The sequence below is a fragment of the Nonomuraea sp. NPDC049655 genome (assembly GCF_044465465.1).
GTDB lineage: Bacteria > Actinomycetota > Actinomycetes > Streptosporangiales > Streptosporangiaceae > Nonomuraea.
In genome coordinates, this window is sequence record NZ_JBITLS010000015.1 from 89,048 (window position 1) to 113,512 (window position 24,465).

Here is a 24,465-nt window from a genome sequence, read left to right on the forward strand (position 1 = left end):
GTCGGCGACATGACGGAACTTGACCCCAGATTGCGCGCGATCACCGATTTGATGGTGTCCGAGGCGCGCGAGGGGGGCGGCAGGCACGAGTACGACGGCCAGATCCAGGACCTGTCGCCCGAGGGCGTACGGGACGGCCTGGCGCGCCTCGGCAAGGGCGACGCGCCGGCCGACCCGCACGACGCCGAGCATCTGCAGATCTTCGAGGAGGCCATGCGCACCCAGTTCGGCGAGCTGGAGCTGCACCGCAAGAACCCGCTGCTCCACCTGTCCAACCTCGACCTGGCCTGCTACGACCGCGACTACGGCCCCGAGGCCGAGCGCGCCGCCGCCAGGGCCACCCACCTCGCGCAGTGGCCGGCCGCCGTGGACGCCGCGGTCGCCGCGCTCGACCAGGTCGCGGCCCCGGTCGCCACGTCCCTGCTGGGCGCGGTCAAGGGCCTGGCCGCGGGCATCACCGACGAGGCCGCGATCGAGGCCCACGGCAGGCTCGTGGCCCATGTGGCCCGCGCCGCCGCCGAGGGCGACCCCGACGCCGCGCTTGGCGGCGCGGCCCTGGTCAAGCTCATGAGCAGCGCCGAGGGCCTGCCGGTCGACCTGGGCAGGCTGGCCGAGCGCGCCGACGCCGAACGCGACCGGCTCATGGGCCTGCTCGCCGAGTCCTGCGCCAAGCTCGGACGTTCCGAGCGGCCCCTCGACGTCGTCCGCGAGCTGGTCAAGGACCACCCCGACGCCGACGGCGTGATCGAGGCGGCCAGGATCGGCACCGAACGGGCCATCGCCTTCACCCGTGAGAAGGACCTCGTGCCCTACCACGACGGCGAGTGCCAGGTCGGGCTGGCGCCGGAGTCGCGCCGCTGGGCCATGGCCATGATGGCGTGGAACTCGCCGGGCGAGCCCGAGGGGCCGTCCTGGTACCACATCACGCCGCCGGACGCGTCCTGGAGCGAGCAGGACCAGGAGGAGTGGCTGGAGGTCTTCAGCGCCACCACGCTGCCCGCGATCAACGTGCACGAGGTGGCCCCCGGCCACTTCTCGCACGGCCGCGCGCTCCGCCGGGCCCCCTCCGACGTGCGGCGGCTGCTGCAGTCGATGGCCTTCGTCGAGGGCTGGGCCCACTACGCCGAGGAGCTGTGCGTCGAGGAGGGCTACGCGCCCGACGACCCGCGGTTCGAGATCGGCGTCTGGGTGGAGGCCCTGATCCGGGTCACCCGGCTGGCCTGCGCGATCGGCGTGCACACCGGGCAGATGACGGTCGAGGAGGGCGCGCGGCGCTTCGAGTCCGACACCCACCTGGCCGGTCCCGCCGCGCTGTCGGAGGCCCGCCGCGCCTCCTTCGACCCGACGTACGGCCGCTACACCTGGGGCAAGCTGCTCATCCTCGACCTGCGCGAGCAGGCCCGCACGCAGTGGGGAGCGGGCTTCACGCTCCAGCGCTTCCACAAGGCGCTGTTCGACCTCGGCTCGCCGCCCCTGGGCCTGATCGGCGCGATCCTGTAGCGTCGGGGTAGCCGAGCGAGCGCTAGGGAGGTTCAGGCGGTGCGTGAACTGTCCGGCAGGATCGCGGTGGTGACGGGCGCGGCCAGCGGCATCGGCAGGGCCCTGGCCGTCCGGTTCGCCGCCGAGGGCATGGCGTTGATGCTGGCCGACGTCGATCCCGGCGGGCTGGCCGAGACGGCCGCGCTCGCGGGGAAGGCGTCCGCCGGGCCGGGCGAGGTGCTCACGCAGGTCACCGACGTCTCGGACGCGGCGGCCGTGCAGCACCTGGCCGACCGGAGCTTCGGCGAGCTGGGCGCGGTGCACGTGCTGTGCAACAACGCCGGCGTCTATCAGGGCGGCCGCCTGTGGACCAGGACCGCCGAGGACTTCGCCTGGCTGCTCGGCGTGAACCTGTGGGGCGTGCTGCACGGCGTGCGCGCGTTCGTGCCGCGCATGATGGCACAGGACACCGAGGGGCACGTGGTCAACACCGTGTCCGTGGCGGGGCTGCTCGCCGCGCCGGGCGCGGGCGGTTACGCGGTCACCAAGTACGCCGCGCTGGCCGCCTCGCAGTCGCTGGCCCAGGACCTGGCCGCCGTGGGCTCCAAGCTCCGCGTGACCGCGCTGTGCCCCGGCGCGGTCAGGACGCGGATCGACGACTCGGCCCGCTCCCGCCCGGCCGACCTGGTCAGCACCCCGACGGACGACGAGACGGCCGCCCGCGAGGCCGTCGGGGCGGCCATGGCGCGCGGCGTCGAGCCCGCCGAGGTCGCCGCCCTGGTCGTGCGGGCCATCCACGAGGAACGGTTCCTCGTGCTGACCCACCCCGAGTTCGCCGACCGGCTGCGCAGGCAGACCGAGCTGCTGCTGGCCGGCGAACTGCCCGGCGCTACCAGCGGCGCTCGTGGGACAGCACGCTCACCACGCTCCCGCGCCGCGGATTGACCAGCAGCCGGACGAAGTCGCCCGGCAGCACGTCCTGGTAGACGCGCTCCTTGGCCCGGTACGCCGGCGCCCGCTCCGACGTGCCGTCGTGCACCGCCAGGTAACAGGTGCGCGAGGAGGACAGGTCGTCGCCGTGCTCGGTCACGATCCAGCGCTTGACCACCCGCCCCTCGACCTCCTGCCGCTTGGGCGCGCCGCCGTCGCGCGGAGCGGGCTCGACCAGGACGCCGCGCCACCCGTCGCCGGTGAAGATCCACTCCTGCCGCGGGTCCACCGGGGCCGGCTCGGGCCCGGCGACCTCGCGGCCGAGCGGCGTCAGCACGAACCCCCGCCCGCCCAGCAGCAGCGCGGCCCCGGCCACGAACGCCCCGGCCGTCGCGATCCAGCCGGGCCACGACACGCCCGCCTGCGAGATGGTGACGTACCAGGGCACGGCGAGCCCGGCGGCCAGCAGCAGCGGCACGAGCATGCTCTGCCAGCGCCGCCGGGCGAGCCCGAGGTCGATGGCGCTCTGCCGCACCAGGGGCACGAACTCGGCGTCGAGGTCGCCGCTGTCCGGCATCAGGGCGACGACCGGCGCCTGCGGCGCTCCGCCCATCCGCGCGGCCACCCGGTCGAGCACCCATCGCTCGTACGGCCACACCTGCCCCTCGCCCGTCGCGGAGAGCGTGAGCCGGTCGCCCCGGATCGTCAGGAACCCGCGCCTGGCCAGCTCGAAGACCGTGGCGTGGAAGACCTCACCGGCCCGCAGCCCGCGTAAGAGCTCGACGACGGCGGGCGGCGCCGGGGGAGCAGGGGCTGCCGGGGGCGCGGCGGCCCGGCGCGTCGTCAACCCGAACGCGGCGGCCAGCGCGGCGAACCACAGGGCCCATGCCGAGGCCGGCCAGACAAGATCCACCGTTCTGTGTTAGCACGAGTGACGGTGTGAGGCCAGGCGTAATACCCGAGGCCGATACAATGAAGGCACCGCATTTCGCCTTTGGGGGGTTCTCACGGTGTCTGAATTCGACACAGTGCTGGTGGTCGACTTCGGCGCACAGTACGCGCAGCTCATCGCGAGGCGGGTGCGCGAGTGCCACGTCTACTCCGAGATCGTGCCGTCGTCGATGTCCGTCGAGGAGATGATGGCCAAGAATCCGAAGGCGATCATCCTGTCCGGCGGCCCGTCGTCGGTCTACGCCGAAGGCGCGCCGCCCGTGCCGCACGGCCTGTTCTCGACCGGCGTGCCCACGTTCGGCATCTGTTACGGCTTCCAGGCCATGGCCCAGGCGCTGGGCGGCGAGGTCGCCCGCACGGGCGTCGCCGAATACGGCGGCACCGCGCTGGAGGTGCTCGAGGAGGGCGTCATCTTCCAGGGGCTGCCCGCCGCGCAGACCGTCTGGATGTCCCACGGCGACAGCGTGGCCGCGGCCCCCGAGGGCTTCGCGGTCACCGCCTCCACGAGCGAGACGCCGGTCGCCGCCTTCGAGCACCCCGAGCGCGGCCTGTACGGCGTGCAGTTCCATCCCGAGGTGCTCCACTCCGAGCACGGTCAGGCCGTGCTCAAGCACTTCCTCGACGCGGCCGGCTGCCGTCCGTCGTGGACCATGCTCAACATCGTCGAAGACTCCGTCGAGGCCGTGCGCCGGCAGGTCGGCGACGGCCGCGCCATCTGCGCGCTGTCGGGCGGCGTCGACTCCGCGGTGGCCGCGGCGATCGTCCAGCGGGCCATCGGCGACCGGCTGACCTGCGTCTTCGTCGACCACGGGCTGCTGCGCAAGGGCGAGGCCGAGCAGGTCGAGCGCGACTTCGTGGCCGTCACGGGCGTCAAGCTGCGCGTCGTCGACGCCGCCGACCGCTTCCTGAAGGCGCTGGAGGGCGTCACCGACCCGGAGGAGAAGCGGAAGATCATCGGTCGCGAGTTCATCCGCGTCTTCGAGGACGAGCAGCGCGCCATCATGGCCGACGGCCCGGTCGACTTCCTGGTCCAGGGCACCCTCTACCCCGACGTCGTCGAGTCCGGCGGCGGCACGGGCACCGCCAACATCAAGTCCCACCACAACGTCGGCGGCCTGCCGGAAGACCTTCAGTTCAAGCTGGTCGAGCCGCTGCGCGCGCTGTTCAAGGACGAGGTCCGCCGGGCCGGCGAAGAGCTGGGCCTGCCGCCCGCCATGGTCTGGCGGCAGCCGTTCCCCGGCCCCGGGCTCGGCATCCGCATCGTCGGCGAGGTCACCCGCGACCGCCTGGCGCTGCTGCGCGAGGCCGACGCCATCGCCCGCGAAGAGCTCTCCCGCGCCGGCCTCGACCGGCAGATCTGGCAGTGCCCGGTGGTGCTGCTGGCCGACGTGCGCTCGGTGGGCGTGCAGGGCGACGGCCGCACCTACGGCCACCCGGTCGTGCTCCGGCCGGTGACGTCCGAGGACGCGATGACGGCCGACTGGGCCCGGGTGCCCTACGACGTCCTGTCGCGCATCTCCACCCGCATCACCAACGAGGTGCGCGAGGTCAACCGGGTGGTGGTCGACGTCACGAGCAAGCCCCCGGGCACCATCGAGTGGGAATGACGCCGTGTGCGAACGGCCCGGACCGGCTGACGGTTCCGGGCCGTTCGTATGTCCGGCCATGAGCGGTTAATGCAGGTCAGGGCGTTGGTTATGGTGGAAGGAGGTCGATTCGCCAGACCCCCTCGACCCCGGCCCGTGACGAATTGCTTGGCCTGTGGACGCATACCGGAAAGTTTCCTGGGAAAAGTGCGTGAGTTTGGGCCACTTCTTGGCCGTAGTGGGCAGTGGGGCACCTGAGGCGTCGATTCGTTAGAGCCCAGTGCCGGTGACGAAGGGTGCAATTGCCAACATGGCCCATGCGAGTGAGGATGTCCGGCAGCCGTTGGTGTTGCTCGTGGAGGACGATCCGCAGGATGCGCTGATCGTCAAGGAGCTGCTGGAGGACAGCGGCCTTGCCGTCCGGCTGGAGTGGGCGCGTTCGGTGGACGAGGCCCGCAGGGCGCTGGCCCGGCTGCGCCCTCAGTGCGTGCTGCTCGACCTCGGCCTGCCCGACGCCTACGAGTTCTCCGCCCTGTCGTCGGTGCTGGAGGAGGCCGGGGACGCCGCGGTCGTCGTGCTGACCGGCCTGGCCGAGGAGAGCGCCGGCCTCGCCGCGGTGACCGCCGGAGCCCAGGACTACCTGGTCAAGGGCCGGGTCGAGGCCGAATGGCTGGGCCGCACGCTGCGTTACGCCATGCAGCGCAAGCAGGCCGAACAGGCGGCCGTGGCGCTGCACACCGCACGGATGCGAGCCAAGGAGAACGCCCGCCTGGAGCGCGGCCTGCTGCCGACCCCGCTGCTGCAGGAGATGCCCCTGGAGGTCGCCTCCCGCTACCGGGCCAGCCGCGGCTCGGCCACGCTCGGCGGCGACTTCTTCGACGTCGTCGAGACCGACGACAAGGTCGTGCACGCGGTGATCGGCGACGTCTGCGGCCACGGGCCCGACGAGGCGGCGCTCGGCGTCTGCCTGCGCATCGCCTGGCGGGCGCTGGTGCTCAACGGCATGACCGGCGTCCCGCTGCTGCGCCAGCTCGAACGCATTCTGCGGGCCGAGCGGGCCGGCTCCGAGATCTTCGTCACGATGTCCACGGTGGTCCTGGAGCCCGACCGGCACACGATGCGCGTCTGGCGCGCCGGACACCCCGGCCTGCTGGTGCACACGGCCGACTCGGTGCTCCTCGCCGACCCGCGGCAGGGGCCCGCGCTCGGCCTGCCCATCGAGGCCGACTGGGAGGAGGACCTCCTGGAGCTGCCCGAGGGCGGCGGCGTGACGCTCTACACCGACGGCCTCTTCGAGCGCCGGCTGCCGGGCGACACGCCGCGGTGGCTGGGCGAGGAGGGCCTGCTGGAGCTGTCCTCCCGGTGGACGGGCCTGGGCAGCGAGGAACTGCTCGACGCGATCCTCGCCGACGTCGAGGCGGCCTCCGTCCATGACGCGGCGGCCGACGACGTCGCCGTCGTGCACCTGCGCTGGAAAGACGAATCGTGAGCGAACAGGCGTCCGTGCTGGAGAGGCAGGCCGTGCAGAAGGTTTCCCGTACGCGTGGCGGCGAGCAGGGCTGGCGGCGGCTGACCGTCCACGGCTGGTTCGTGCTGATGATCGCGGCCGTGTCGGTCCTGGTGGTCACCTGCGTCGTGGTCGCCACCGTGATGCTCGACCGCACCGCGCGGCTGTCCGACCAGGTCATCCTGCGCATCTCGCCGGCCAGGATCGAGGCCGCCCAGTTGCGCAGCACCCTGATCGACCAGGAGACCGGCGTACGCGGTTTCCTGCTGACCGGCAACGAGGACTTCCTCCAGCCGTACACGGCGGGCGTGGCGGCCGAGCGGCACAGCCGCGAGCGCATCGCCGCGCTCATCGGCGACCGTCCGGAGCTGGTCAGTGAGCTGAACGCGGTCAGGGACGCGGCGGCCATCTGGCGGCGCGACTACGCCGAGCCGCTCACCGCCGACAAGCGGGCCGACGGGGTCATCTCCGCCGCCCGCATCGAGAGCGGCAAGCACGCCTTCGACCAGATCAGGGCGCTGCTCGACCGGCAGGACGACCGGCTGGCCAAGGCCCGGCAGCGCGCCCAGGAGGAGCTGCGGCAGGTCGAGCAGGTCCGCAACCTGGCCTTCGTCATCATGCTGGTCCTGTTCCTGGTGGCCGGCGTCGCGATGGCGGTGCTGCTGCGGCGGGCGATCGGGCGTCCGCTCGACGAGCTGCGCGAGGCCGCCCGCGACATCGCCGCCGGCGACTTCGACCGGGCGATCCCCGCCAGCGGGCCGGCCGACATCCGCGAGGTCGCACGCGACGTGGAGTCGATGCGGACGAAGATCGTCTTCGCCCTCGAAGAGTTCCGCAAGCAGCATGTCGTGCTGCGCGAGCAGGCGGCCGGCCTCGACGCCCAGGCCGAGGAGCTGCGGCGGTCGAACGCCGAGCTGGAGCAGTTCGCCTACGTCGCCTCCCACGACCTCCAGGAGCCGCTGCGCAAGATCGCCACGTTCTGCCAGCTCCTCCAGAAGCGCTACGGAGACGTGCTCGACGAGCGCGGCGTCCAGTACATCCACTTCGCCGTGGACGGCGCCACCCGCATGCAGGTCCTGATCAACGACCTGCTCACCTTCTCCCGCGTCGGCCGCCTGTACGACGACCGCAAGCCGGTCGACCTGGCGGAGTCGCTCGACAAGGCGCTGGTGGACCTGTCGGCGGTGATCGAGGAGACCGGCGCCGAGATCGAGCGGCCCGACCCGCTGCCCAACGTGATCGGCGACCCCACCATGCTCGGCATGCTCTGGCAGAACCTCGTCGGCAACGCGCTGAAGTTCCGCGCCCCCGACCGCGCCCCGCGCATCCGGATCACCTGCGAGCAGCGGGAGAACGAGTGGCTGTTCTCGGTCACCGACAACGGCATCGGCGTGGAGGCCGAGTTCGCCGATAAGATCTTCATCATCTTCCAGCGCCTGCACAGCCGCGAGGCCTACAGCGGCACCGGCATCGGCCTGGCGATGTGCAAGAAGATCGTGGAGAACCACGGCGGTACGATCTGGCTCGACACCGGCCACACCGAGGGAGCCCGGATCAGCTTCACCCTGCCCGCCGTCACCGACGAAGGAGCAACCGCATGACCGTCCAGCCCATCGAAGTGCTCCTGGTCGAGGACGATCCCGGTGACGAGCTCATCACCCGCGAGGCGTTCGAGGACAACAAGATCCGCAACAACCTCCACGTCGTGCGCGACGGCCTGGAGGCGCTCGACTTCATCTACCAGCGCGGGGCGCACGTGGGCGCGCCGCGGCCCGACCTCGTCCTGCTCGACCTCAACCTGCCCAAGTACGACGGGCGGCAGGTGCTGGAGAAGATCAAGGGCGATCCGGAGCTGCGGGCGATCCCGGTCGTCGTCCTGACCACCTCCTCGGCCGAGGAGGACATCCTGCGCAGCTACAAGCTGTTCGCCAACGCGTACGTGACCAAGCCCGTCGACCTTGAGCAGTTCATGGCCGTCATCCGGCAGATCGACGAGTTCTTCGTCACCGTGGTGCGGCTGCCGGGCCGTACCCGGCTGCCCGACGGCCAGGGCCTGGCCTAGCCGCCCTGGTCGTCCGGCCCGGTCTCGGCGGCGGGCGGGGCCGGCCGGCGCGGCGCGCGCCACGCCGACCGGGCCGCGGCGAGCAGCAGCCGCCCGGCGCTCGCCAGGAGCAGCGGCACCAGCAGCAGCCCGACGAAGATCGGCGCGGCCATGTACCGGAAGTCCTGGGCCGAGATGTTGGCCAGCACGGCGAGCTGCTGCCCGGCCACGACCGCCGCCACCCCGACCACATAGCGGTTGCGCAGGGCCAGCGCCCCCAGCGCCACCGCCGCGTACGACAGGTAGGCCCACGAGGCCCCCCGCCACAACACCCAGTCCCACTGCGGGAGCAGCGCCCCCGTCAGCCACGGCTCGGCCACCTGGTTCAGCTCGGCCGACAACGGCCGGAGCGAGAACACCCCCCGGCCGGCGAAGTCCGGCACCTTGCCGGGCCCCACGTAGGTGTCGGCGCTGGGCCGTCGCGAGAACCGGTACGTCATCCCGCCGACCACGTACGGGTCCTGCACCGGGCTCCACGCGATGGCCCCCCGGCACAGGCGGGCGCCGACGATCATCCCGGGGTCACTGGTCAGCAACCGCTCCCACAGGCCGAGCAGCTCGCCCGCGTGCGCGTCGGCGGCCGGCCAGCTGAAGTCGCGACGCCAGATCAGCAGGTTGACCGTGGCGCAGGTGCCGCCCTCCCACCACCTGCTGAGCGGCGCGACCGAGGTCATCAGCGCCTTGTCCTGCTCGGTGAACAGCTCCGGCCGCTCCCTGAACGCCACCGCCACGTCGGCGTAGGCCGTGTGGTAGACGTACGTGCTGGACGGCGGCGTGATGCCGAAGCGGGGGAACAGCAGGTTCGTCAGCAGCAGCGGCACGGCGGCCGCCACCGTGCCGACGAGCGCGAGCCGGACCCGCCGCGTGGCGACGACCACCAGCAGGACGACGACGGCGATGCCCACCACCAGGAAGCCGTTCGCGCGGAACAGCCCGAGCAGCGTCATGAGCACGCCGAGCCCGGCCAGGGAGACCCGCCGGCGCGCGGCCATGCGCGCGCAGACCCCGGCGATCATGATTGCGCAGATCGTGAACGGCACGTCCTTCCACAACGTGACCGTGAACGCCCCCACCGTCGGCGTCACCGGCGCCAGCACCGCCACCAGCGTCGTGGCCCACCGCGGCGCCCCCAGCGCGCAGAGCGACCGCGCCAGGTACGTCAGCGCCCCCGCCATCGCCGTGGTCTGCGCGAACGTGACCGCCCCGAGGTCACCCGTCCTGGTGAAGCTCAGCCACAACAACGCGTCGTAGGCCACCGAGTGATCGCTCACCCACGGGCCGACGATCGTGTGGCTGAGATAGAGCACCGAGTCGCGGCTGAACAGCCCGGGGTAGAAGGCCGCCCACCAGCAGGCGAGCACCGCCTGAATGATCAGGAAGGTGACGAGGGCGACCCACGGCCTGGGACGTGCGGCGGCGGGGCTGACGCTCTCCATGGTTCCAGCACTCAGGAGGAAGACGTGCTCAGAAGTAGCTCACTCCGGAGTCGGGCCCCTTGCCGCGCAGCAGCGTCGGGACGGTGACGAGGGTGTAGCCCTGCTTCTTGAGCTCCTTGAGGATCTCGGGCATCGCCTTGACGGTCTGCGGGACCGTGTCGTGCATGAGGATGACGCCGTCGCGCTTGGCCAGCTTGAGCACGGTCGCCTTGATCTTCTTGGCGTCGCGCAGCTTCCAGTCGAGGGTGGTGCCCGTCCACAGGATCTCGGCGAGGTCCTGCTGGTCGGCCATCCGCAGCACGCGTTCGTCGGTGTGCCCGTAGGGCGGGCGGTACATCGTCGGCCGCCGGCCCGTGGCGTCCTGGATGAGGGCCTGGGTGGTGCGCAGCTCCTCGATGATGTCGTCGTCGCGCAGCGTCGGCAGCGAGGGGTGGGAGTAGGTGTGGTCGCCGATCGCGTGCCCCTCCGCGGCCTGCTGCCCGGCCAGCGCCGGACGCCGCTCGACCTGCTTGCCGACGAGGAAGAAGGTGGCCTTGGCCCCCTCCTTCTTGAGCACCTTGAGCAGCGTCGCCGTGTGCTCGCCGGGGCCGTCGTCGAAGGTCAGCGCCAGGCACTTGAGCCGGGCGCAGTCGATCTTCGGGGCGGCGGCCGCGGGCGTGGCGGTCAGGGCCAGGGTGGCCGCGAGGAGGGCGTGAATCACCACACGCGACAGCCTAGAACCATCCGGGCCCGTCCGCGTCACCGGACATCGACTTGAGATCTGACCCCGGCCTGTGGTTCGGCAGCCGTCACCTGCCCAGCCTGGCCCGCAGGAACAGCGTCACGCCCTTCAGCGACCTGACCGGGAGGTAGCGCTCGGCGCGCACCACCATCGACAGGCCCGCGTTGACGACCGCAGGCGTGCGCTGCAGGTCGCTGCCCCTCGACCGCCGCCGGTGCCGGGCCACCAGCGGACGCAGCAGCACGTTCCAGCTCCACAGCCGGTCCACCCTCAGCCCGGCCTTCTCCACCACGACGGTCAGCGTGTCGCGGCCGTAGCGGCGTACGTGGCCCACGGCGTCGTCGTGCGCCGACCACAGCGCCATGTCGCACGGGACGGCGATCAGCGCGTGCCCGCCGGGCGCCAGCACCCGGGCGATCTCCTCGGTGACGAGATGGTCCTCGTGGATGTGTTCGAGCACGTCGAACGCGGTCACCAGGTCCATGCTCGACGTCTCGAACGGCAGTGCCCGCGCGTCGGCGTGCACGGCCTTGAGCCCGCGTTCCCTGGCGACCTCGACCGCCGTCTCGCAGTAGTCCGTCGCGGTGGCGTCCCAGCCCGCCTCGACCAGCACCCGGGTGTTCCCGCCGCCGGCCGCGCCGACGTCGAGCGCCCGTCCGGGACGGCCCAGCTCGCGCAGCTCCCTGCGCAGGATCGCCCGGCGCTCGCGGTACCACCAGTGGGTGTCCTCAAGGTCGAGCAGCCGGCGGATCTCAGTGGTTTCCATGTGGTTGGTTCCTTGTGCGGGAGAAGACCCAGCGGTCCAGGGCGGTGAAGCGGATCAGGGTGAGCAGTCCGTACGTGGCGACCACCGCGCTCATCTCCATCAGCCGCCCGGACCCCGGCGACACGCTGCGCAGGCCGAGCACGGCGGAGGTGGTCAGGAGGTAGTTCGCCAGGAAGAGCAGCGCCGCCCGGAAGTGCATCGCGGTACGCCGTCCGCCCAGCCGGTTGAACGTCCAGCGCCGGTTCGCCTCGGTGTTGACGAACCCGGTGAGCACCAGCGCGCCCAGGTTGGCCGGCGCGGGCGCCCACACGCCGCGCAACGGCAGATAGATGAGCGCGTACAGCAGGACGGAGAACACGCCGATCGCGGCGAACGAGGCGAACTTCGCCAGCGTCACCGCCCTCGGCCGGGCGACCACCGCGTCGGGATGCGTGGGCCTGAGCTCCGAACGCGCCACCTCGACGTCGGCCCGGCCCATGGACATCGACCAGGCGACCCTGGCCAGGCCCTTCAGGTCGTCGATCGCCGTCCTGACCACGCGGACGCGCGAGTCGGTGTCCTCGATCCAGTCGACGGGCACCTCGTGCACGCGCAGGCCGTTGTGCTCGGCCAGCAGCAGCAGCTCGGTGTCGAAGAACCAGGCGTCGTCCTCGATCTTGTCCATGAGCGGCCGGACCACGTCGGTCCTGGCCGCCTTGAACCCGCACTGGGCGTCGCTGAACCTGACCCCGAACCCGTACCTGAGCAGCGCGTTGTAGCTGCGCGAGACCACCTCGCGGCGGATCGAGCGCAGGGTGCGGGCGCTGTGCGCGAGCCGGGTGCCGATGGCGATCTCGGAATGCCCGCTCGCCACCGCCGCGACCAGCGGGAACAGCGCGCCCAGGTCGGTGGACAGATCGACGTCCATGTACGCGACGATGTCGGCCGGGCTCTCCCGCCAGGCCGCCTTGAGCGCGGCTCCGCGGCCCCGGATGTCGAGCCGGCGGGCGTGCACCCGGTCGTGCTCGGCGGCCAGCCGGGTGGCGATGGGCCAGGTGTCGTCGGTGCTGCCGTTGTCCACGACCGTGATGCGCCACGGCAGCGGGAACCTGTCCTCCAGGAACGCGGCCAGCGTGCGCACGCAGCCCGGCAGCGCCCGCTCCTCGTTGAGCACCGGGATGACGATGTCGACGGTCGCCAGGCCGGCCGAGGTGTCCAGGACGTTGGGGCTCGGGTCCATGGCGGCACGCGTGTCCATAGAATTCCCTGATCGCTTGCGGCGGTAGGTTCACGGAAATGGTGCTGGGGGCGTCCAGCGGGGCGCGTGCCGTTTCTGCTCACCATTCCATGAACGGGGGCAAGCTTTACCTGGTCGTGAGCTCGTACACGGAGACGTCGGCGTTACGGAAGCGCAGTTCGGCGTATTTCTCCAACGCCGGATCATTGCTGGTGAACAGCCATTTGACGCCGTATTTCCACCAGAGCCTGCGGACGTTCGCGGCCGACGGCTCGTGGAAGGCCGCGTCGTTGTCCGCCAGCCTGGCCTGGTCGGCGAACGGCACCTGGAGGTAGGGGGTCACGAACATCTCGGCGCGCGACAGCGTGCTCTCGGCGTACGCCCAGCCCTCGACCAGCACCCGCCGCTCGGTGAACCCCGACACCCAGAAGTGCCTGCTGTCGCACGTACGGCGGGGCGGCGGGTTGCGGCAGTGGAGGTCGGTGGCCACCACGTCACCGGGCGCGGAATGGTCGCGCAGCCACCGTCCGGCCTCCAGTGCCCCGGCCGGGATCAGCCGCTCGCGCTCCCACGGCTCGGGCGCGACGTGCACGACCACCTCCCGCAGCGAGGTCGGCACCGCGTACCCCGCCAGCAGCGCCACCATCGCCAGCGAGAACCCCCTGCGCCGGAACGCCAGCACCACCACGGCCACCCCCGCGAGCACCAGGTACGGGACCAGCACCCGCACCAGCGCCGCCCCCGGCGGCACCAGCCGCGCGGCCGCGACGGCCACCGCCGCCCCCGCCCCGGCCAGGCCGGCGACCACCGCCCACGGCACCCGCCGCCGCTCCACGGCCGCCACCACCCCGCACACCGCGGCCACCGACAGGTACGGCCGCACCCCCTCCAGGAAGTAGAGCTGCGCGTCGGACGGATGGCCGAGCACCATGATCGCGCCGATGCCCGCCAGCCCGACGCCCACCGGCAGCAGCAACCCCGGATCCAGCAGCCGGGCTTTCAGCGCCACCACGCCGCCCCAAACGCAGAGCAGGCAGAACAGGTGCACACCGGCGAACACCAGCACCGGCCCCCACGGCTCGGCGGCCAGCGCGGGCGGCTGCACGTCCGCCACCACCCCCCACAACGTGCGCATCGTGGCGAACGGCGCCACCACCGTGCCCTGCGCCCCCCGCCCGAACACCACGAACTGCGCGATCAGCAGGCAGCCGGACGTGATCGCCGCCGGCACCAGCCACTCCCGCCGCAGCCGCCGGTCCACCGGCAACCGCACGACCAGCACGAACGCCAGCCCGGCCAGCAGCAACGGCAGGAACGTCGCCTTCGCCCCGGTCAGCGCCAGCAGCAGCACGGCCACCGCCGCCCACCCCCTCGGCCGCATGGCGGTGAGCACCAGCATCACGGGCGCGAACAACAACGCGCCGAACGTCTGCGTCGGGCTGGCCCACGCGGTGAACATCGACCGCGAGGTGAACACCACGCCCTCCTGCAGCACCGGCGCGAACAGGAAGTACGTGACGCCGACCGCCGCGAGCCCCGCGCCCCACCGCCCGCCGAGCCGCCGCCCGAGCACCGCCACGAGCACGATCATCGCGAACGTCATCGGCAACGTGGACAGCCGGTAGACCAGCGTCACCGGCTCGATCCCGGTGACCCAGCTCGTGGCCGCCATCTCGGCGTAGACGAACCAGTGGTAGGACAGCCGCTCGCCCAGCACCGACGGCAGCGTGGGCGGCACGTGGTTCCTGACCTCGCCGAGCAGGGCCAGGTGGTAGGGCATGTCGACGTACGCGTCGGTGATCGGCACGCGGTAGAGCGACCGGGCGCAGAAGGCCAGCAGGTAACCGGCGACCCCCGCCAGCGACCAGGCGCACCACCAGGGCATCCGTTCGCGTTCGGCCCGGCCCCGCCAGTGACGCCGCAACCGCGGCACCGCGAGGAACGCCAAGACGGCGGTGACCGGCCAGCCCAGGACGAGCAGCGGCAGGCCGGCCGCGCGGGCGGGGATGTAGACCAGGACCTCGACCGCGTACCCGAGGGCCAGCCCGGCGGCCACGTCCTCGGCGAACGACCGGCCGCCGCCGGTGAGTGCCCGCCACAGCAACGTCCCCGGCAGCGCCACCCTGAGCAGGACGTACGCGCCGAAGGCCGCCAGATCGCCTGCCGGAACGCCGCACCAGAGCAACACCCAGGCCGCCCCGCCCAGCACCGTCCCGGCCGGCAGCCACCCCGCGAGCAGCCGCCGCGCCCGCCCCGGCGCCCGCCGTCCCCTGACCGCGGCCTCCGCCATCACAGCCGTCATCGCCAAGCCACCCCCTCATGCCCCCGAGCCCCGGCCAGGGATCGCGGGTCGTGTCCAGCCCGCATCGGCGCGACCACCACGAAGGAGAGCGCCAGGCGCCGGGGGCCGCCCGCCCCGGATGACGGGCCGGTCGCCACGGGGGGATCACCGCCCGGCGGCGCGATGGCCTGCGGTGGAACGGTCGTCATCGGTGCTCCGGCCCCGAGCGCGGCCGGTTCGTCCGATGAGGGCTCATCTGACCACGGTCACCAGTCGCGTGAACTCGCCCGGCAGGTCGACGCCGTCCCACACCCGGTGGAAGCTCAACGCGCTGCCCACCGGCACCATGCGATCGACCCCGCGCCCGGCGAGCTCCCGGGCCAGCTCCTCCAGCTCGCCCAGCGAGAAGCCGAAGTGGGTCAACGTCTGGTCCTTGCGCTCGACCATCGGGATCAGCTCCGCCAGGGTCCGCACCCGCGCGTGCGCGAACGTGCCCGCGCCCAGCCACCGCCGCGGCATGGCGGCCGCCGCCGCCAGCGTCACGTTGGCCAGCGCGTTGCCCCGGAACTCGATCAGATCGACCAGCCCGTCGGCGGCCAGCCCGTAGACCGAGACCCGCTTCTCCACCGCCATCGCCGCGTCGACGTCCCAGCCGCGGCCGGCCAGCACCCGCGACACCTGCTCGGTGAAGTCGGCCCGCGCCGCCTCGCAGTCGTCGTCGGCCCCCACCCAGAACACGGTGCGGGGGGAGGAGCAGGCGGCCTGGTCGAACCAGTAGCTGTCGTTGACGAACCCCTCGGCCGCCGCCACCCTGGCCGCGCGCGGCGCGCACAGCCAGGCCGCCGCGTTCACCACCGCGAACGACGAGCGGTCGGGGAAGGTCAGGTCGCGGGCGTGCGGCGCGAGCGGGTGGCGGCGCACCTCGCGTACGGTGTCGTCGCCGCCCCAGATCACCCGCAGGTCGCAGGCCGCCGACAGGGCGGCGGTGACCGCCTCGGCACGCCGGTCGTAGGAGACGATGCGCTGCGTGGCCGTCACCACCGGATCGGCGTCGGCCAGCGCCTCCCGGAGCGTGTCGAGGACGACCGCGGCGACCGCCCCCGCCCGCGGCGACAGGCGGACCACGTTGCGGTTGCCCATCAGGGCCGACAGGGCCCAGGAGTAGACGAAGACCGTGTCGACGTTGGCCGGCGGGAGGTGGAAGACCAGGCCGCGCGGCACGCGTACGTGCGGGGTGCGCAGCTCTTCGAGGGTGCGGGCCAGCTCGCTGGGCCGCAGGAAGAACCCCAGCGAGCCCAGCTCGGGATGGCGGCGGGCCAGCGCGGGCCGCAGCAGCCGCTTGCCGAACGCCGCCAGGAACGCGCGCATCCGCTCGTCGCCCACCTCAAGGGGCGCCCCCCGCCGCACCTGCGCGACCAGCTCCTCGACCGGGACGGGCGAGCCGCCGGGCGGAAAACGCACCTCGACCCCGCCCGCGTCGCCCACTCGCGGGATCCGGGTGGTGATCGATCGATCGGTCATCAGCCGCCCTGCCCGAACGTGTCGCTGCAGCCGCGCGCCTCGGCCCGCGGCAACCTGCCCAGCACGGTGAACCGCTTGCCCGGCCAGTGGCCGTCGTCGACGCCGTGCACCATGCCGAGGTCTTCGGTCAGCAGCGCGTGGCCGGGATAGGAGGTGGGCAGGGTGCTGACCACCTCGATCAGCCCCGGCTCGCCGGGCGGGACCTCCCGCCAGGTGCCGGGGTCGCGGATGACGACGTCGGCGAAGTCGGGGCAGTAGAGCCCGTCGCCGTCGGGGCCCTCCAGGAAGACCGTGCCGATCTGCTCGACCATGCCGTAGAAGTTGTGGACCCTGGTCAGCCCGCACTCGGACGCCAGCCGCCGGCGGAAGGCGTCGTTGTCGACCGCCTGCTCGGCCAGCCGCTTCCAGCCGCCCGAATGGATCAGCACGCCCTGGGACAGGTCGGCCCCCAGGCTGAGCAGGTAGAGCCAGACCATGAACGTGAACCCGAAGACCAGGAACGGCTCGCCGCCGTGGCGGGCCAGGAACGCCTCGACGGCCGCCGCGTCGACCTCGCCCTGCTCGTCGAGGACGAAGGTGTGGTCTCTGCCGAAGTTCATCATCCCGAGCACCCCGGCCCCCCGGGCGCTCAGGGCCGGGCCGCGGACGACCGAGCGGCCGTCGACGATCAGCATCGGCAGCCGCCGCTCGCCCAGCACCGCCCGCAGGGTCGCGGCCAGCATGCGCGGCTGCGCGGCGGCCGCCTCCCGGTCGAGGTAGACCCGGCTCGGCCGCTGCCCGGTGGTGCCGCTGGAGGTCAGGACCCGGAACACCGCCTCGGACGGGACGCTGCGCAGCTCGTGGGTCTTGAACAGCCGCACCGGCAGCCACGGCAGGTCGGCCACCCGCTCGTAGGGCGGATGGGCGCCGATCGCGTCGAGGATCCGCCGGTAGGGCGGGCACGCCCGCCGGTGCCGCTCGGTCAGCGCCGCCAGCTCCCCGGCCAGCACCTCCTCCCGCGCGGCCGCGTCGAGCGTGAACACGCTCACCGCCCGGCCTCCGCGGCCGACTCCAGCGTCCGGTAGTCGATCTTGCCGGTGGGCAGCAGCGGCAGCCGTTCGACGGCGCGCACGTCGAAGCCGCTCCAGTGGAGCCGCAGCTCGGCGCCCAGCCGGCGGGCCAGGTTGCGGCACCCGGCGGCGTCGAGCCCTTCGGCCCACACCGTGACCCGGTCGTCGCCGCTGGTCGCCGCGACCGGCACGGTGTCGCGCAGCAGTTGCTCGACGTCGTCGAGGTTGACCCGTACGCCGAAGATCTTGGCGATGCGCCTGAGCCGGCCGGTGACGTAGAGGAAGCCCTCGTCGTCGAGGCGGCCGAGGTCGCCGGTGCGCAGCACCCCGCCCAGGTCGTCGGGCCTGGCCAGGTCGGCGGCGGTCTCGGCGTAGCCCATCATCACGTTGGGCCCCTGGTAGACGACCTCGCCGCCGTCGATCGTCAGCCGCCCGCCGGGGACGGCCTGCCCGGCCGAGCCCGGCTTGTCGGCGAGCCGGTCGGGCGGCAGGACGGCGATGCGGGCCGTGGCCTCCGTCTGCCCGTACATGACGAAGAAGCGGTCGGCCTGGGCGGCGAACAGGGACACCAGCTCGGGGCTGAGCCGGCCGCCGGCCTGGGTGAGCGTGCGGATCGTGGGATGCTCGGCGCGGTCGAAGCGGAGCCTGCGCAGCATCTCGTACTGGTAGGGGACGGCCGCCAGCGAGGTGCACTTGTGCTCGTCGAGGTGTGTCCAGAAGGACCGTTCGAGCAGCCCGGCCTCGGTCAGGACGACCGTCGCCCCCGCGTGCAGGTGGCTGTTGAGCACCGACAGGCCGTAGCTGTAGTGCAGCGGCAGGCTGGTGGGCGCGATCTCGCCGGGCATGATCGACAGCGCCGAGGCGATGGCGGCGGCGTTGGCCGCGACCGCCTCCCGGGACAGCCGCACCAGCTTGGGGTTGCCCGTCGAGCCCGAGGTGGCCAGGAGCACGGCCAGGTCGGGATGCGGGTCGGGGGCCTGGCCGCGGGCGCCCGGCGGCCCGTCGGGCGCGTGGGTGAACCCCACCAGCGCCGCGGGCCGGAACCGGCCCACCAGGTCGGCCAGGGCCGCGGCCGACAGGTCGGGGTCGAGCAGCGCGATCGGCCTGCCGGTCTGCCAGGCGGCGAGATAGCGCAGCACGGACGCCAGGTTGTTGCGCATGCCGCAGAACAGCGGCCCCGGCCGCAGCCGGGACAGGGCTTCGGCCACGCGGGCGACGCGCCGGGCCAGCTCGTCGCCGGCCAGCCCCTCCTGCTCGCCGGCGACGACGAGCCCGGCCTGCCGGGATGGGAACATCACGGCACCAGCCCGCCGTCGACCCCGAGCACCTGGCCGGTGATGTACGACGCGGCGGGCGAGAGCAGGAACGCCACCGCCTGGGCGACGTCGTCGGGCCGGCCGATGCGCCGCAGGGGGGTCGCCGAGATCGCCGTCTCGCGGTCGTCGGGCCGCAGCGTCTTCAGCATGTCGGTCTCGACGTAGCCGGGGGCCACGGCGTTGACCCTGATGCCCGCCGGGCCCATCTCCCTGGCGGCGGCCAGGGTGAGGCCGATGACGGACGCCTTGGTCGCGGAGTAGGCCGCCTGGTTGGCGCCGCCCGCCCGGCCCATGAGCGAGGAGACCAGCACGACGGCGGGCCCCTGCCCGCGCAGCAGCAGCCGGAACGCCAGTTGCAGCGTGTGGGCCGGGGCCAGGGCGTTGGTGCGGTAGAGCTCGTCGAGGGTCTCGGCGCGGGTCATGGCCAGCGGGCCGGAGGCGTAGACGCCGGCGTTGACCACCAGGGCGTCGAGCCGCTCGTGGCGCCGGCCGATCTCGCGCATGTGGCCGGCGACCGTGGCCCGGTCGGCGACGTCGCCGTGGACGGACCACGTGCGGCCGCCGGTCGCCGCGGCCACCTCGGCGGCGGCCTTCTCGGCGCGCTCGGCGTCGCGGCCGTGCAGCACGACGGTGTGGCCGGTGGCGGCCAGGGTGGTGGCGATGGCCCGGCCGATGCCCCTCGTCGACCCCGTGACCAGGGCGACGCGGGCCTCAGACCGCGGCTGCGCCGATTCCATGCTTCTCCAGCAGCTCGCCCGCCTTGGCGAACGAGCTCATGTCGATCATGTCGTCAGTGTCGATCATGATGGAGAACTCGTCCTCCATCGCCGCGATCAACGCCATGTGGGCCAGGGAGTCCCACTGGGGGATGCCGCGGTATTCGAGACCGTCGACGTGTGCGTCGGCCGGCAGGTTGAGCGCCGTGCGGAAGACGGCCCGCAGGCGGTCGAGATGACTCATGATGTCTCACTCTCTGTCCTCAAGCCACGACGCAGTGTAGCGGGGATTGCGGTGGCAGGAGAAACCAAACCCCCGACGTGAGTAATGGAAGCGTATAACGGCGCGTGGCCGTCGTTCGGGGCTGGGAATGTCCCAAGGGGCGCGCCAACCGCTACAGGGGGAATGATGGACGAATCCAATCACTGGTACGGGCACTCGCGCATTCTGGGCAGGTACTGCGAGCTGCCGGACGAGACGCCGAAGCGAATTCAGGGCTTCCTTCAACACGGATGGAACTATCTCCACGGATTTCCCCCGAACGACCATTGGTGCAGCCCTGGATATCCCCGTTTCATCTGGTCTGACGTGCTTCGTCGCCGGGGCTGGTCGATGGGCAGACGCGGCCACTACCTCATCGGCGCGCCCTGGATCTACCTGCTTCACCTGGAGCCTGAGCTCGGCGTGGTCTCCGAACGCAAGGGTACGATCTGGTATCCCTTTCATGGCTGGGAGAAGTCGTCCGTGACCGGGGATCATGCCCTCCTCGCCGACGAAATCCGAAATGTCGAGACCGAACCGGTAACTGTCTGTCTTTACTGGCTGGAATATGCGAATCCGGACATTCGGCGGGCGTACGAATCGAGGGGATTCAAGGTCATCTGTCATGGCGAGCGCGGCTCCCGGTGGGAGAGCAAGGGGCGCGACTTCCTGCGCCGGCAGCTGATCCAGTTGCGGCGCCACCGCAGGGTGGCCTCCAACCGGCTCGGCAGCGCGCTGTTCTACGGCGCCTCCGTCGGCTGCGAGGTCGCCGTCTACGGAGATCCGATGCAGTACGAGGACGAGCGCCCCGAGTACGGCGGCACGGCGCGCCGCATGCGGCTCTGGCCCGAGCTGCACGGCACGCACGTCGATCCCGAGCTGGCCGCCGAGGTGGCGCGGCAGGAGCTGGGATTCGAACATCAGGCGACACCGGAGGAGCTACGGCGAATGTTCGGATGGAAGCGGGTGCCCGGGGGAGCGCCGCCAGGAGGAGGCGCGGCGGGAGCCGGACGTCCCGGGCCCTGGGTGAGGGCGACCGCCTCCGGGCGGCCGGGCGCGCTCCACGGGGTGACGTCATGAGCGAGCGCGTGAGCGAGGCGCCCGCGAACGTGCGCCTGATCGGCGGCGAGATGCTGCTGTGGTCGGACCTGTCCAACGTGGCCGGCGTCACCGACTGGCGCGGCGCGGCCCTGGAGCTGGTCAGCCGCGTGATCCCGGCGACCGGCCGGGTGCTGCTGGTCGGGCCGCACCCGCAGGTGCTGGTCGACGACGTGGTGGACCGGGCCGGCGAGACGGCCGTGCTGCTGCGCTCCTACCCCGACGCCTGCGCACTCGGCGAACGCCACCCGCGGCTCGCCGTCCACTGCGGGCGGCTCGACCTGTTCGACGCGGACGAGCCGTACGAGCTGGTGCTGGCGCTCGACGGGCTGCTGCGCACGCACTCGGCCGAGGCGCCGGCGGCGGCGTGGATCGAGTCGCTGCACGCGCTGTCGGCCCTCGTCGCGCCCGGCGGGCGGCTGGTGCTGGGCGTGCGCAACGACCTGGGCGTAGACCGGTTCATCGAGGCCAGGCCCGCCGACCGGGAGGGCGGCGACGACCAGTGGGCCCCGCACGGGTTCGACCCGAGCCATCCGAGCGGGCCTGGCGCGCTCGACGGCGCCCTTGAGGGGGCGGGGCTGAGCGTCGAGCGCTGTTACGCGGCCTATCCGGGGCGGCAGGCCCCCCGGGCGTTGCTGGCGCGCGAGGCGCTCGCCTTCGACCTGCCGGAGGCGATCACGTTCCCGCTGAGCGCCAAGGGCGGCGACCGCATGCTGGTGGCCGACCCGCTGCGGCTGACCCGGCTGGTGTTCCGCCACCGGCTGGGGGAGGAGCTGGCCCCGCTGTGGCTCGCCGTGGCCACCCGGCCGCCGTCGCCCCCGCACACGCCAGGCGCGGAGGAGGCGGAGGGCGCGGTCGAGCTGCCGCTCGGCCTGATCGAGGAGGGGGCCGTCGTCCACGAGCTGACCAGGGGCGGCATGCGGCGGTTGCCCGACGGCGCCGAGCGTCCGGTCCCGGCCGGCCGGGTGGTCGAGGAGATCCTGGTCGAGGCGTGCGCCCGCGAGGACACCAGGGCCGTGCGCGAGCTGCTGTCGGCGCTGGCCGACTGGCTGGAGACCGACGGCGGCCCGTGCGTGACCGCCGACGGCCTGGTGCACGACGGCGAGCGGTTCGCCGCCATCGTCCAGACCGCCGCGCCGGCCGTGCCGCCCGAGCCGCGCGTGGTGCTGTGCAGGGTCCTGTGGCGGTTCGCCGTACGGCTGCTCGCGGCGGGCCACCACCACCCGTGGCCGTGGCCGCTGGAGGCCGACCAGCTCACGCTGACCCTCTGCGGCATGGCCGGACGTCCCTGCGACCAGGGCGACCTCGACCTGGCCCGCAAGTTCGACGCCGAGCTGGGCCACCCGGCCGAGCACGCCGACCCGCCCACCTACCGTGACCTGCTCGGCGCCCGCGACCGCCTGGCCGACCAGCTCACCGCCGCCCTGGCCAGGATCTCCCGGCTGGAGACCAAGCTCTCCTACCGCGAGCGCGAGCTGGTGCGGGCCAGGTCCAAGCTGAGAAGGACCCAGCGCAAGACCGCCGCCTACCGGCGCACGCTCGGGTACCGCCTCTCCCGCCGTCTGGCCCGCCCGCGCAAGGTCGCCCGCCGGGTCTTCCGACTGCTGTCCGGCTGACGAGCCGACGACAACGCTGAGGAGTGCATGTGCCGGTTCTTTCGGTGATCGTCCCGTTCCACAACGTCGAGAAGTACATCGGCCCCTGCCTGGACTCCATCTCCGGCCAGACGATGTCCGACCTGGAGGTCATCTGCGTCGACGACGGCAGCCGCGACGACGGGTGCGCCGAGGTCGAGTCCAGGCAGGCGGCCGATCCCCGGATCCGTCTCATCAGGCAGCCCAACCAGGGCGTCGGAAAGGCCCGCAACGTCGGCCTGACCCAGGCCACCGGCCGCTACCTGGCCTTCGTCGACGGCGACGACACCGTGCCGCGGGAGGCGTTCAAGCGGCTGGTGTCCTCGCTGGAGTCCACGGGCTCCGACCTGGCCTGCGGGAACGTCATGCGGCTCTACCGCAACCTGCTCATCCCCTCCTGGGCCCATCGGGAGGCGTTCGCGACGCCGATGCGGCGTACCCACATCACCCGCCACCCGCTGCTGATCCGCGACCGCATGTTGTGGAACAAGGTCTACCGCCGGTCCTTCTGGGACCGGCTGGGCCTGAGCTTCCCCGAGCGCATGTACGAGGACCAGCCCGTCGCCATGGCCGCCCACGTGGGCGCCCGCTCGGTGGACGTGCTGTCCAAGGTCGTCTACCACTGGCGGCAGCGTGACGAGCCCGGCTCCTCGATCACCCAGCGCCGCCTGGAGCCGGGCAACCTGCGCGACCGGATGTTGTCGGTGCTGCAGACCGCCGACCTGCTGGCCCGCGACGCGCCGGGGCTCAAGCCCGACTTCGACCGCGACACGCTCGACATCGACATGACGGTGGCGGTCGAGGCGGCCGCCACGACGGGGATGCGGCCCGAGCTGCTCGACCTGATGGTCCGCTACCTCGACGGCGTGTCCCGCGAGTCCTGGCTGAGCGTCCCGTTCGAGCACCGGATCCAGGTGCACCTGCTGCACCGGCGGCGGCTGCAGGAGCTGGCCGGGGTGCACGAGCAGGCCCGCGAGGGCCGGCTGCAACCCCGCGTCAGACCGGCGGGCCTGCTGCGCAGGCGCTGGTACGGCCGCCACCCGGCGATCCCGGCGCACCTGTCGGAGGTCTCCGGGGAGCTGGCCCTCACCGCCCGCCTGGTGTCGCTGGAGTGGCGCGACGGCGTGCTGACCGGCGCGGGCCGGGCCGCGCTGGGCCGCTTCGACGCCGGCGCGCTGCGCCGGGTGCGCCTGCGCGCCTGGCTGGCCGAGCGCGCGACCGGCGAGATCATCCGCCTGTCGGACGAGGTGAGCGCCCCGGTCTGGGAGACCGTCGAGCTGGAGGAGGGCGTCGAGGCGCCCGAGCACGCCTTCCCGTTCGCGTTCGCGGTCGATCCCGCGGTGTTCACGCCCGTCCAGCTCGCTCGTCGCGGCCACTGGGACCTGCGCGTGCAGCTCAGGGGCCACGGGCTGAGGCTCGACGCCAGGGTGGCCGGGCCGCGCTGGCTGCCGCCGCAGGTGCCCGCGCCGCGCCGCAGGTCGGGCGTGTGGCTGGTGCCGGCGCGCGGTTCCAAGGGCGGGTGGGGGCTGCGGCTGCGCAACGCCCAGGCGCTCATCGGCGAGTGCCGCGTGGACGACGGCGACCTGGTGTTCTCGGGCCGGATCAACGACCTCGGCGACGGCGAGCCGGTGGTGCGGCTGCGGCGCAAGAGCGACGGCGAGGAGATGTACTTCCCCGTCGCGCTGGCCGGCCAGGACTTCTCGGCGCGGGTGCCGCTGGCCGGCATCGACGAGAGCGTCGGCCGCGAGTCGTGGTGGGAGGTGGTCATCGACCAGGGCCGGCCCATCCGCCCGCTCGTGCGGCGGGCCGGGCGCCAGGTCGCCACCGTGGACGACCGGCGCTTCCTCATCGACCGCAGCGAGGACGGCTGCCTGCTGCTGGCCGAACGCTGAGGG

At 72.7% G+C, this 24,465-nt stretch carries 20 protein-coding genes; 9 read left to right on the forward strand and 11 right to left on the reverse strand.

Annotated elements, in window-relative coordinates; genetic code table 11:
* Window positions 1-9 precede the first annotated feature (9 nt).
* Window positions 10-1,500, forward strand: a complete 1,491-nt coding sequence (locus ACIBQ6_RS39525) for a DUF885 family protein (protein WP_397218285.1) — start codon at window positions 10-12, stop codon at window positions 1,498-1,500.
* A 39-nt stretch (window positions 1,501-1,539) separates the two neighbouring features.
* Window positions 1,540-2,424, forward strand: coding sequence for an SDR family NAD(P)-dependent oxidoreductase (locus ACIBQ6_RS39530; protein ID WP_397218287.1), 885 nt, complete (start codon window positions 1,540-1,542; stop codon window positions 2,422-2,424).
* Here the strand turns inward: ACIBQ6_RS39530 and ACIBQ6_RS39535 are convergent.
* Complete coding sequence (locus ACIBQ6_RS39535; protein WP_358282218.1) at window positions 2,369-3,322, reverse strand: hypothetical protein; 954 nt, start codon at window positions 3,320-3,322, stop codon at window positions 2,369-2,371. The two genes, ACIBQ6_RS39530 and ACIBQ6_RS39535, sit on opposite strands and share 56 nt — an antisense overlap.
* 97 nt (window positions 3,323-3,419) lie before the next feature.
* Between ACIBQ6_RS39535 and guaA the strand changes: the two genes are divergently transcribed.
* The 4 genes from guaA (at window position 3,420) to ACIBQ6_RS39555 (ending at window position 8,515) form a co-directional block, all read left to right on the forward strand.
* Entirely contained in the window at window positions 3,420-4,967 is a 1,548-nt protein-coding gene (guaA, locus tag ACIBQ6_RS39540; protein WP_397218289.1) for a glutamine-hydrolyzing GMP synthase, read from the forward strand.
* 289 nt (window positions 4,968-5,256) lie between these two features.
* Window positions 5,257-6,435: a PP2C family protein-serine/threonine phosphatase gene (locus tag ACIBQ6_RS39545; protein ID WP_397218290.1), complete on the forward strand. Its 1,179-nt coding sequence runs from the start codon at window positions 5,257-5,259 to the stop codon at window positions 6,433-6,435.
* The gene (locus ACIBQ6_RS39550) at window positions 6,432-8,054 is read left to right on the forward strand and encodes a CHASE3 domain-containing protein (protein ID WP_397218291.1); all 1,623 of its coding nucleotides are present in this window, start codon (window positions 6,432-6,434) and stop codon (window positions 8,052-8,054) included. The genes ACIBQ6_RS39545 and ACIBQ6_RS39550 overlap by 4 nt, the downstream gene beginning before the upstream one ends.
* Window positions 8,051-8,515 carry a response regulator gene (locus ACIBQ6_RS39555; protein ID WP_352318742.1) on the forward strand — a complete coding sequence of 155 codons (465 nt, stop codon included), beginning with the start codon at window positions 8,051-8,053 and terminating at the stop codon, window positions 8,513-8,515. The genes ACIBQ6_RS39550 and ACIBQ6_RS39555 overlap by 4 nt, the downstream gene beginning before the upstream one ends.
* On the opposite strand, the gene ACIBQ6_RS39560 is transcribed toward ACIBQ6_RS39555, so the two are convergent.
* From ACIBQ6_RS39560 to ACIBQ6_RS39605, 10 genes are all read right to left on the reverse strand, one after another.
* The gene (locus ACIBQ6_RS39560; RefSeq protein WP_397218293.1) at window positions 8,512-9,990 is read right to left on the reverse strand and encodes a hypothetical protein; all 1,479 of its coding nucleotides are present in this window, start codon (window positions 9,988-9,990) and stop codon (window positions 8,512-8,514) included. The genes ACIBQ6_RS39555 and ACIBQ6_RS39560 overlap by 4 nt on opposite strands.
* Window positions 9,991-10,018: 28 nt before the next feature.
* Window positions 10,019-10,693: a polysaccharide deacetylase family protein gene (locus ACIBQ6_RS39565; protein WP_397218294.1), complete on the reverse strand. Its 675-nt coding sequence runs from the start codon at window positions 10,691-10,693 to the stop codon at window positions 10,019-10,021.
* Window positions 10,694-10,778: 85 nt separating this feature from the next.
* Window positions 10,779-11,477 carry a class I SAM-dependent methyltransferase gene (locus ACIBQ6_RS39570; RefSeq protein WP_358282229.1) on the reverse strand — a complete coding sequence of 233 codons (699 nt, stop codon included), beginning with the start codon at window positions 11,475-11,477 and terminating at the stop codon, window positions 10,779-10,781.
* Entirely contained in the window at window positions 11,464-12,714 is a 1,251-nt protein-coding gene (locus ACIBQ6_RS39575) for a glycosyltransferase (RefSeq protein ID WP_397218296.1), read from the reverse strand. Before ACIBQ6_RS39575 ends, ACIBQ6_RS39570 begins: the two co-directional genes overlap by 14 nt.
* A 106-nt stretch (window positions 12,715-12,820) precedes the next feature.
* Entirely contained in the window at window positions 12,821-14,995 is a 2,175-nt protein-coding gene (locus ACIBQ6_RS39580) for a hypothetical protein (protein ID WP_397218298.1), read from the reverse strand.
* A 231-nt stretch (window positions 14,996-15,226) separates the two neighbouring features.
* Window positions 15,227-16,495 (reverse strand): acyl-CoA reductase, encoded by a 1,269-nt coding sequence (locus tag ACIBQ6_RS39585; RefSeq protein ID WP_358282232.1) that lies wholly within the window; start codon window positions 16,493-16,495, stop codon window positions 15,227-15,229.
* Window positions 16,495-17,523 (reverse strand): acyl-protein synthetase, encoded by a 1,029-nt coding sequence (locus ACIBQ6_RS39590; RefSeq protein WP_397218300.1) that lies wholly within the window; start codon window positions 17,521-17,523, stop codon window positions 16,495-16,497. Before ACIBQ6_RS39590 ends, ACIBQ6_RS39585 begins: the two co-directional genes overlap by 1 nt.
* Window positions 17,520-18,839 (reverse strand): AMP-binding protein, encoded by a 1,320-nt coding sequence (locus tag ACIBQ6_RS39595; RefSeq protein WP_397218301.1) that lies wholly within the window; start codon window positions 18,837-18,839, stop codon window positions 17,520-17,522. The genes ACIBQ6_RS39590 and ACIBQ6_RS39595 overlap by 4 nt, the downstream gene beginning before the upstream one ends.
* The gene (locus tag ACIBQ6_RS39600; protein ID WP_397218304.1) at window positions 18,839-19,597 is read right to left on the reverse strand and encodes an SDR family NAD(P)-dependent oxidoreductase; all 759 of its coding nucleotides are present in this window, start codon (window positions 19,595-19,597) and stop codon (window positions 18,839-18,841) included. The genes ACIBQ6_RS39595 and ACIBQ6_RS39600 overlap by 1 nt, the downstream gene beginning before the upstream one ends.
* Entirely contained in the window at window positions 19,572-19,820 is a 249-nt protein-coding gene (locus tag ACIBQ6_RS39605; protein ID WP_352362763.1) for an acyl carrier protein, read from the reverse strand. The genes ACIBQ6_RS39600 and ACIBQ6_RS39605 overlap by 26 nt, the downstream gene beginning before the upstream one ends.
* Before the next feature lie 162 nt (window positions 19,821-19,982).
* Here ACIBQ6_RS39605 and ACIBQ6_RS39610 point away from each other — a divergent pair, with 162 nt between their 5' ends.
* From ACIBQ6_RS39610 to ACIBQ6_RS39620, 3 genes are read left to right on the forward strand one after another with little or no spacing between them, the layout of a single operon-like run.
* Window positions 19,983-20,918 (forward strand): hypothetical protein, encoded by a 936-nt coding sequence (locus ACIBQ6_RS39610; RefSeq protein ID WP_358282238.1) that lies wholly within the window; start codon window positions 19,983-19,985, stop codon window positions 20,916-20,918.
* Window positions 20,915-22,552, forward strand: a complete 1,638-nt coding sequence (locus ACIBQ6_RS39615) for a hypothetical protein (RefSeq protein WP_397218307.1) — start codon at window positions 20,915-20,917, stop codon at window positions 22,550-22,552. Before ACIBQ6_RS39610 ends, ACIBQ6_RS39615 begins: the two co-directional genes overlap by 4 nt.
* 29 nt (window positions 22,553-22,581) lie before the next feature.
* Window positions 22,582-24,462 carry a glycosyltransferase gene (locus ACIBQ6_RS39620; protein WP_397218309.1) on the forward strand — a complete coding sequence of 627 codons (1,881 nt, stop codon included), beginning with the start codon at window positions 22,582-22,584 and terminating at the stop codon, window positions 24,460-24,462.
* Window positions 24,463-24,465: the final 3 nt, after the last annotated feature.

Bases quoted from the DNA above. Each gene is read 5' to 3' on its own strand.
- ACIBQ6_RS39525 (WP_397218285.1), top strand. From the start codon at position 10: ATGACGGAACTTGACCCCAGATTGCGCGCGATCACCGATTTGATGGTG.
- ACIBQ6_RS39560 (WP_397218293.1), bottom strand. From the start codon at position 9,990: ATGGAGAGCGTCAGCCCCGCCGCCGCACGTCCCAGGCCGTGGGTCGCC.
- ACIBQ6_RS39555 (WP_352318742.1), top strand. From the start codon at position 8,051: ATGACCGTCCAGCCCATCGAAGTGCTCCTGGTCGAGGACGATCCCGGT.
- ACIBQ6_RS39600 (WP_397218304.1), bottom strand. From the start codon at position 19,597: ATGGAATCGGCGCAGCCGCGGTCTGAGGCCCGCGTCGCCCTGGTCACG.
- ACIBQ6_RS39585 (WP_358282232.1), bottom strand. From the start codon at position 16,495: ATGACCGATCGATCGATCACCACCCGGATCCCGCGAGTGGGCGACGCG.
- ACIBQ6_RS39595 (WP_397218301.1), bottom strand. From the start codon at position 18,839: ATGTTCCCATCCCGGCAGGCCGGGCTCGTCGTCGCCGGCGAGCAGGAG.
- ACIBQ6_RS39605 (WP_352362763.1), bottom strand. From the start codon at position 19,820: ATGAGTCATCTCGACCGCCTGCGGGCCGTCTTCCGCACGGCGCTCAAC.
- ACIBQ6_RS39570 (WP_358282229.1), bottom strand. From the start codon at position 11,477: ATGGAAACCACTGAGATCCGCCGGCTGCTCGACCTTGAGGACACCCAC.
- ACIBQ6_RS39580 (WP_397218298.1), bottom strand. From the start codon at position 14,995: ATGACGGCTGTGATGGCGGAGGCCGCGGTCAGGGGACGGCGGGCGCCG.
- ACIBQ6_RS39610 (WP_358282238.1), top strand. From the start codon at position 19,983: ATGATGGACGAATCCAATCACTGGTACGGGCACTCGCGCATTCTGGGC.
- ACIBQ6_RS39575 (WP_397218296.1), bottom strand. From the start codon at position 12,714: ATGGACACGCGTGCCGCCATGGACCCGAGCCCCAACGTCCTGGACACC.
- ACIBQ6_RS39615 (WP_397218307.1), top strand. From the start codon at position 20,915: ATGAGCGAGCGCGTGAGCGAGGCGCCCGCGAACGTGCGCCTGATCGGC.
- ACIBQ6_RS39545 (WP_397218290.1), top strand. From the start codon at position 5,257: ATGGCCCATGCGAGTGAGGATGTCCGGCAGCCGTTGGTGTTGCTCGTG.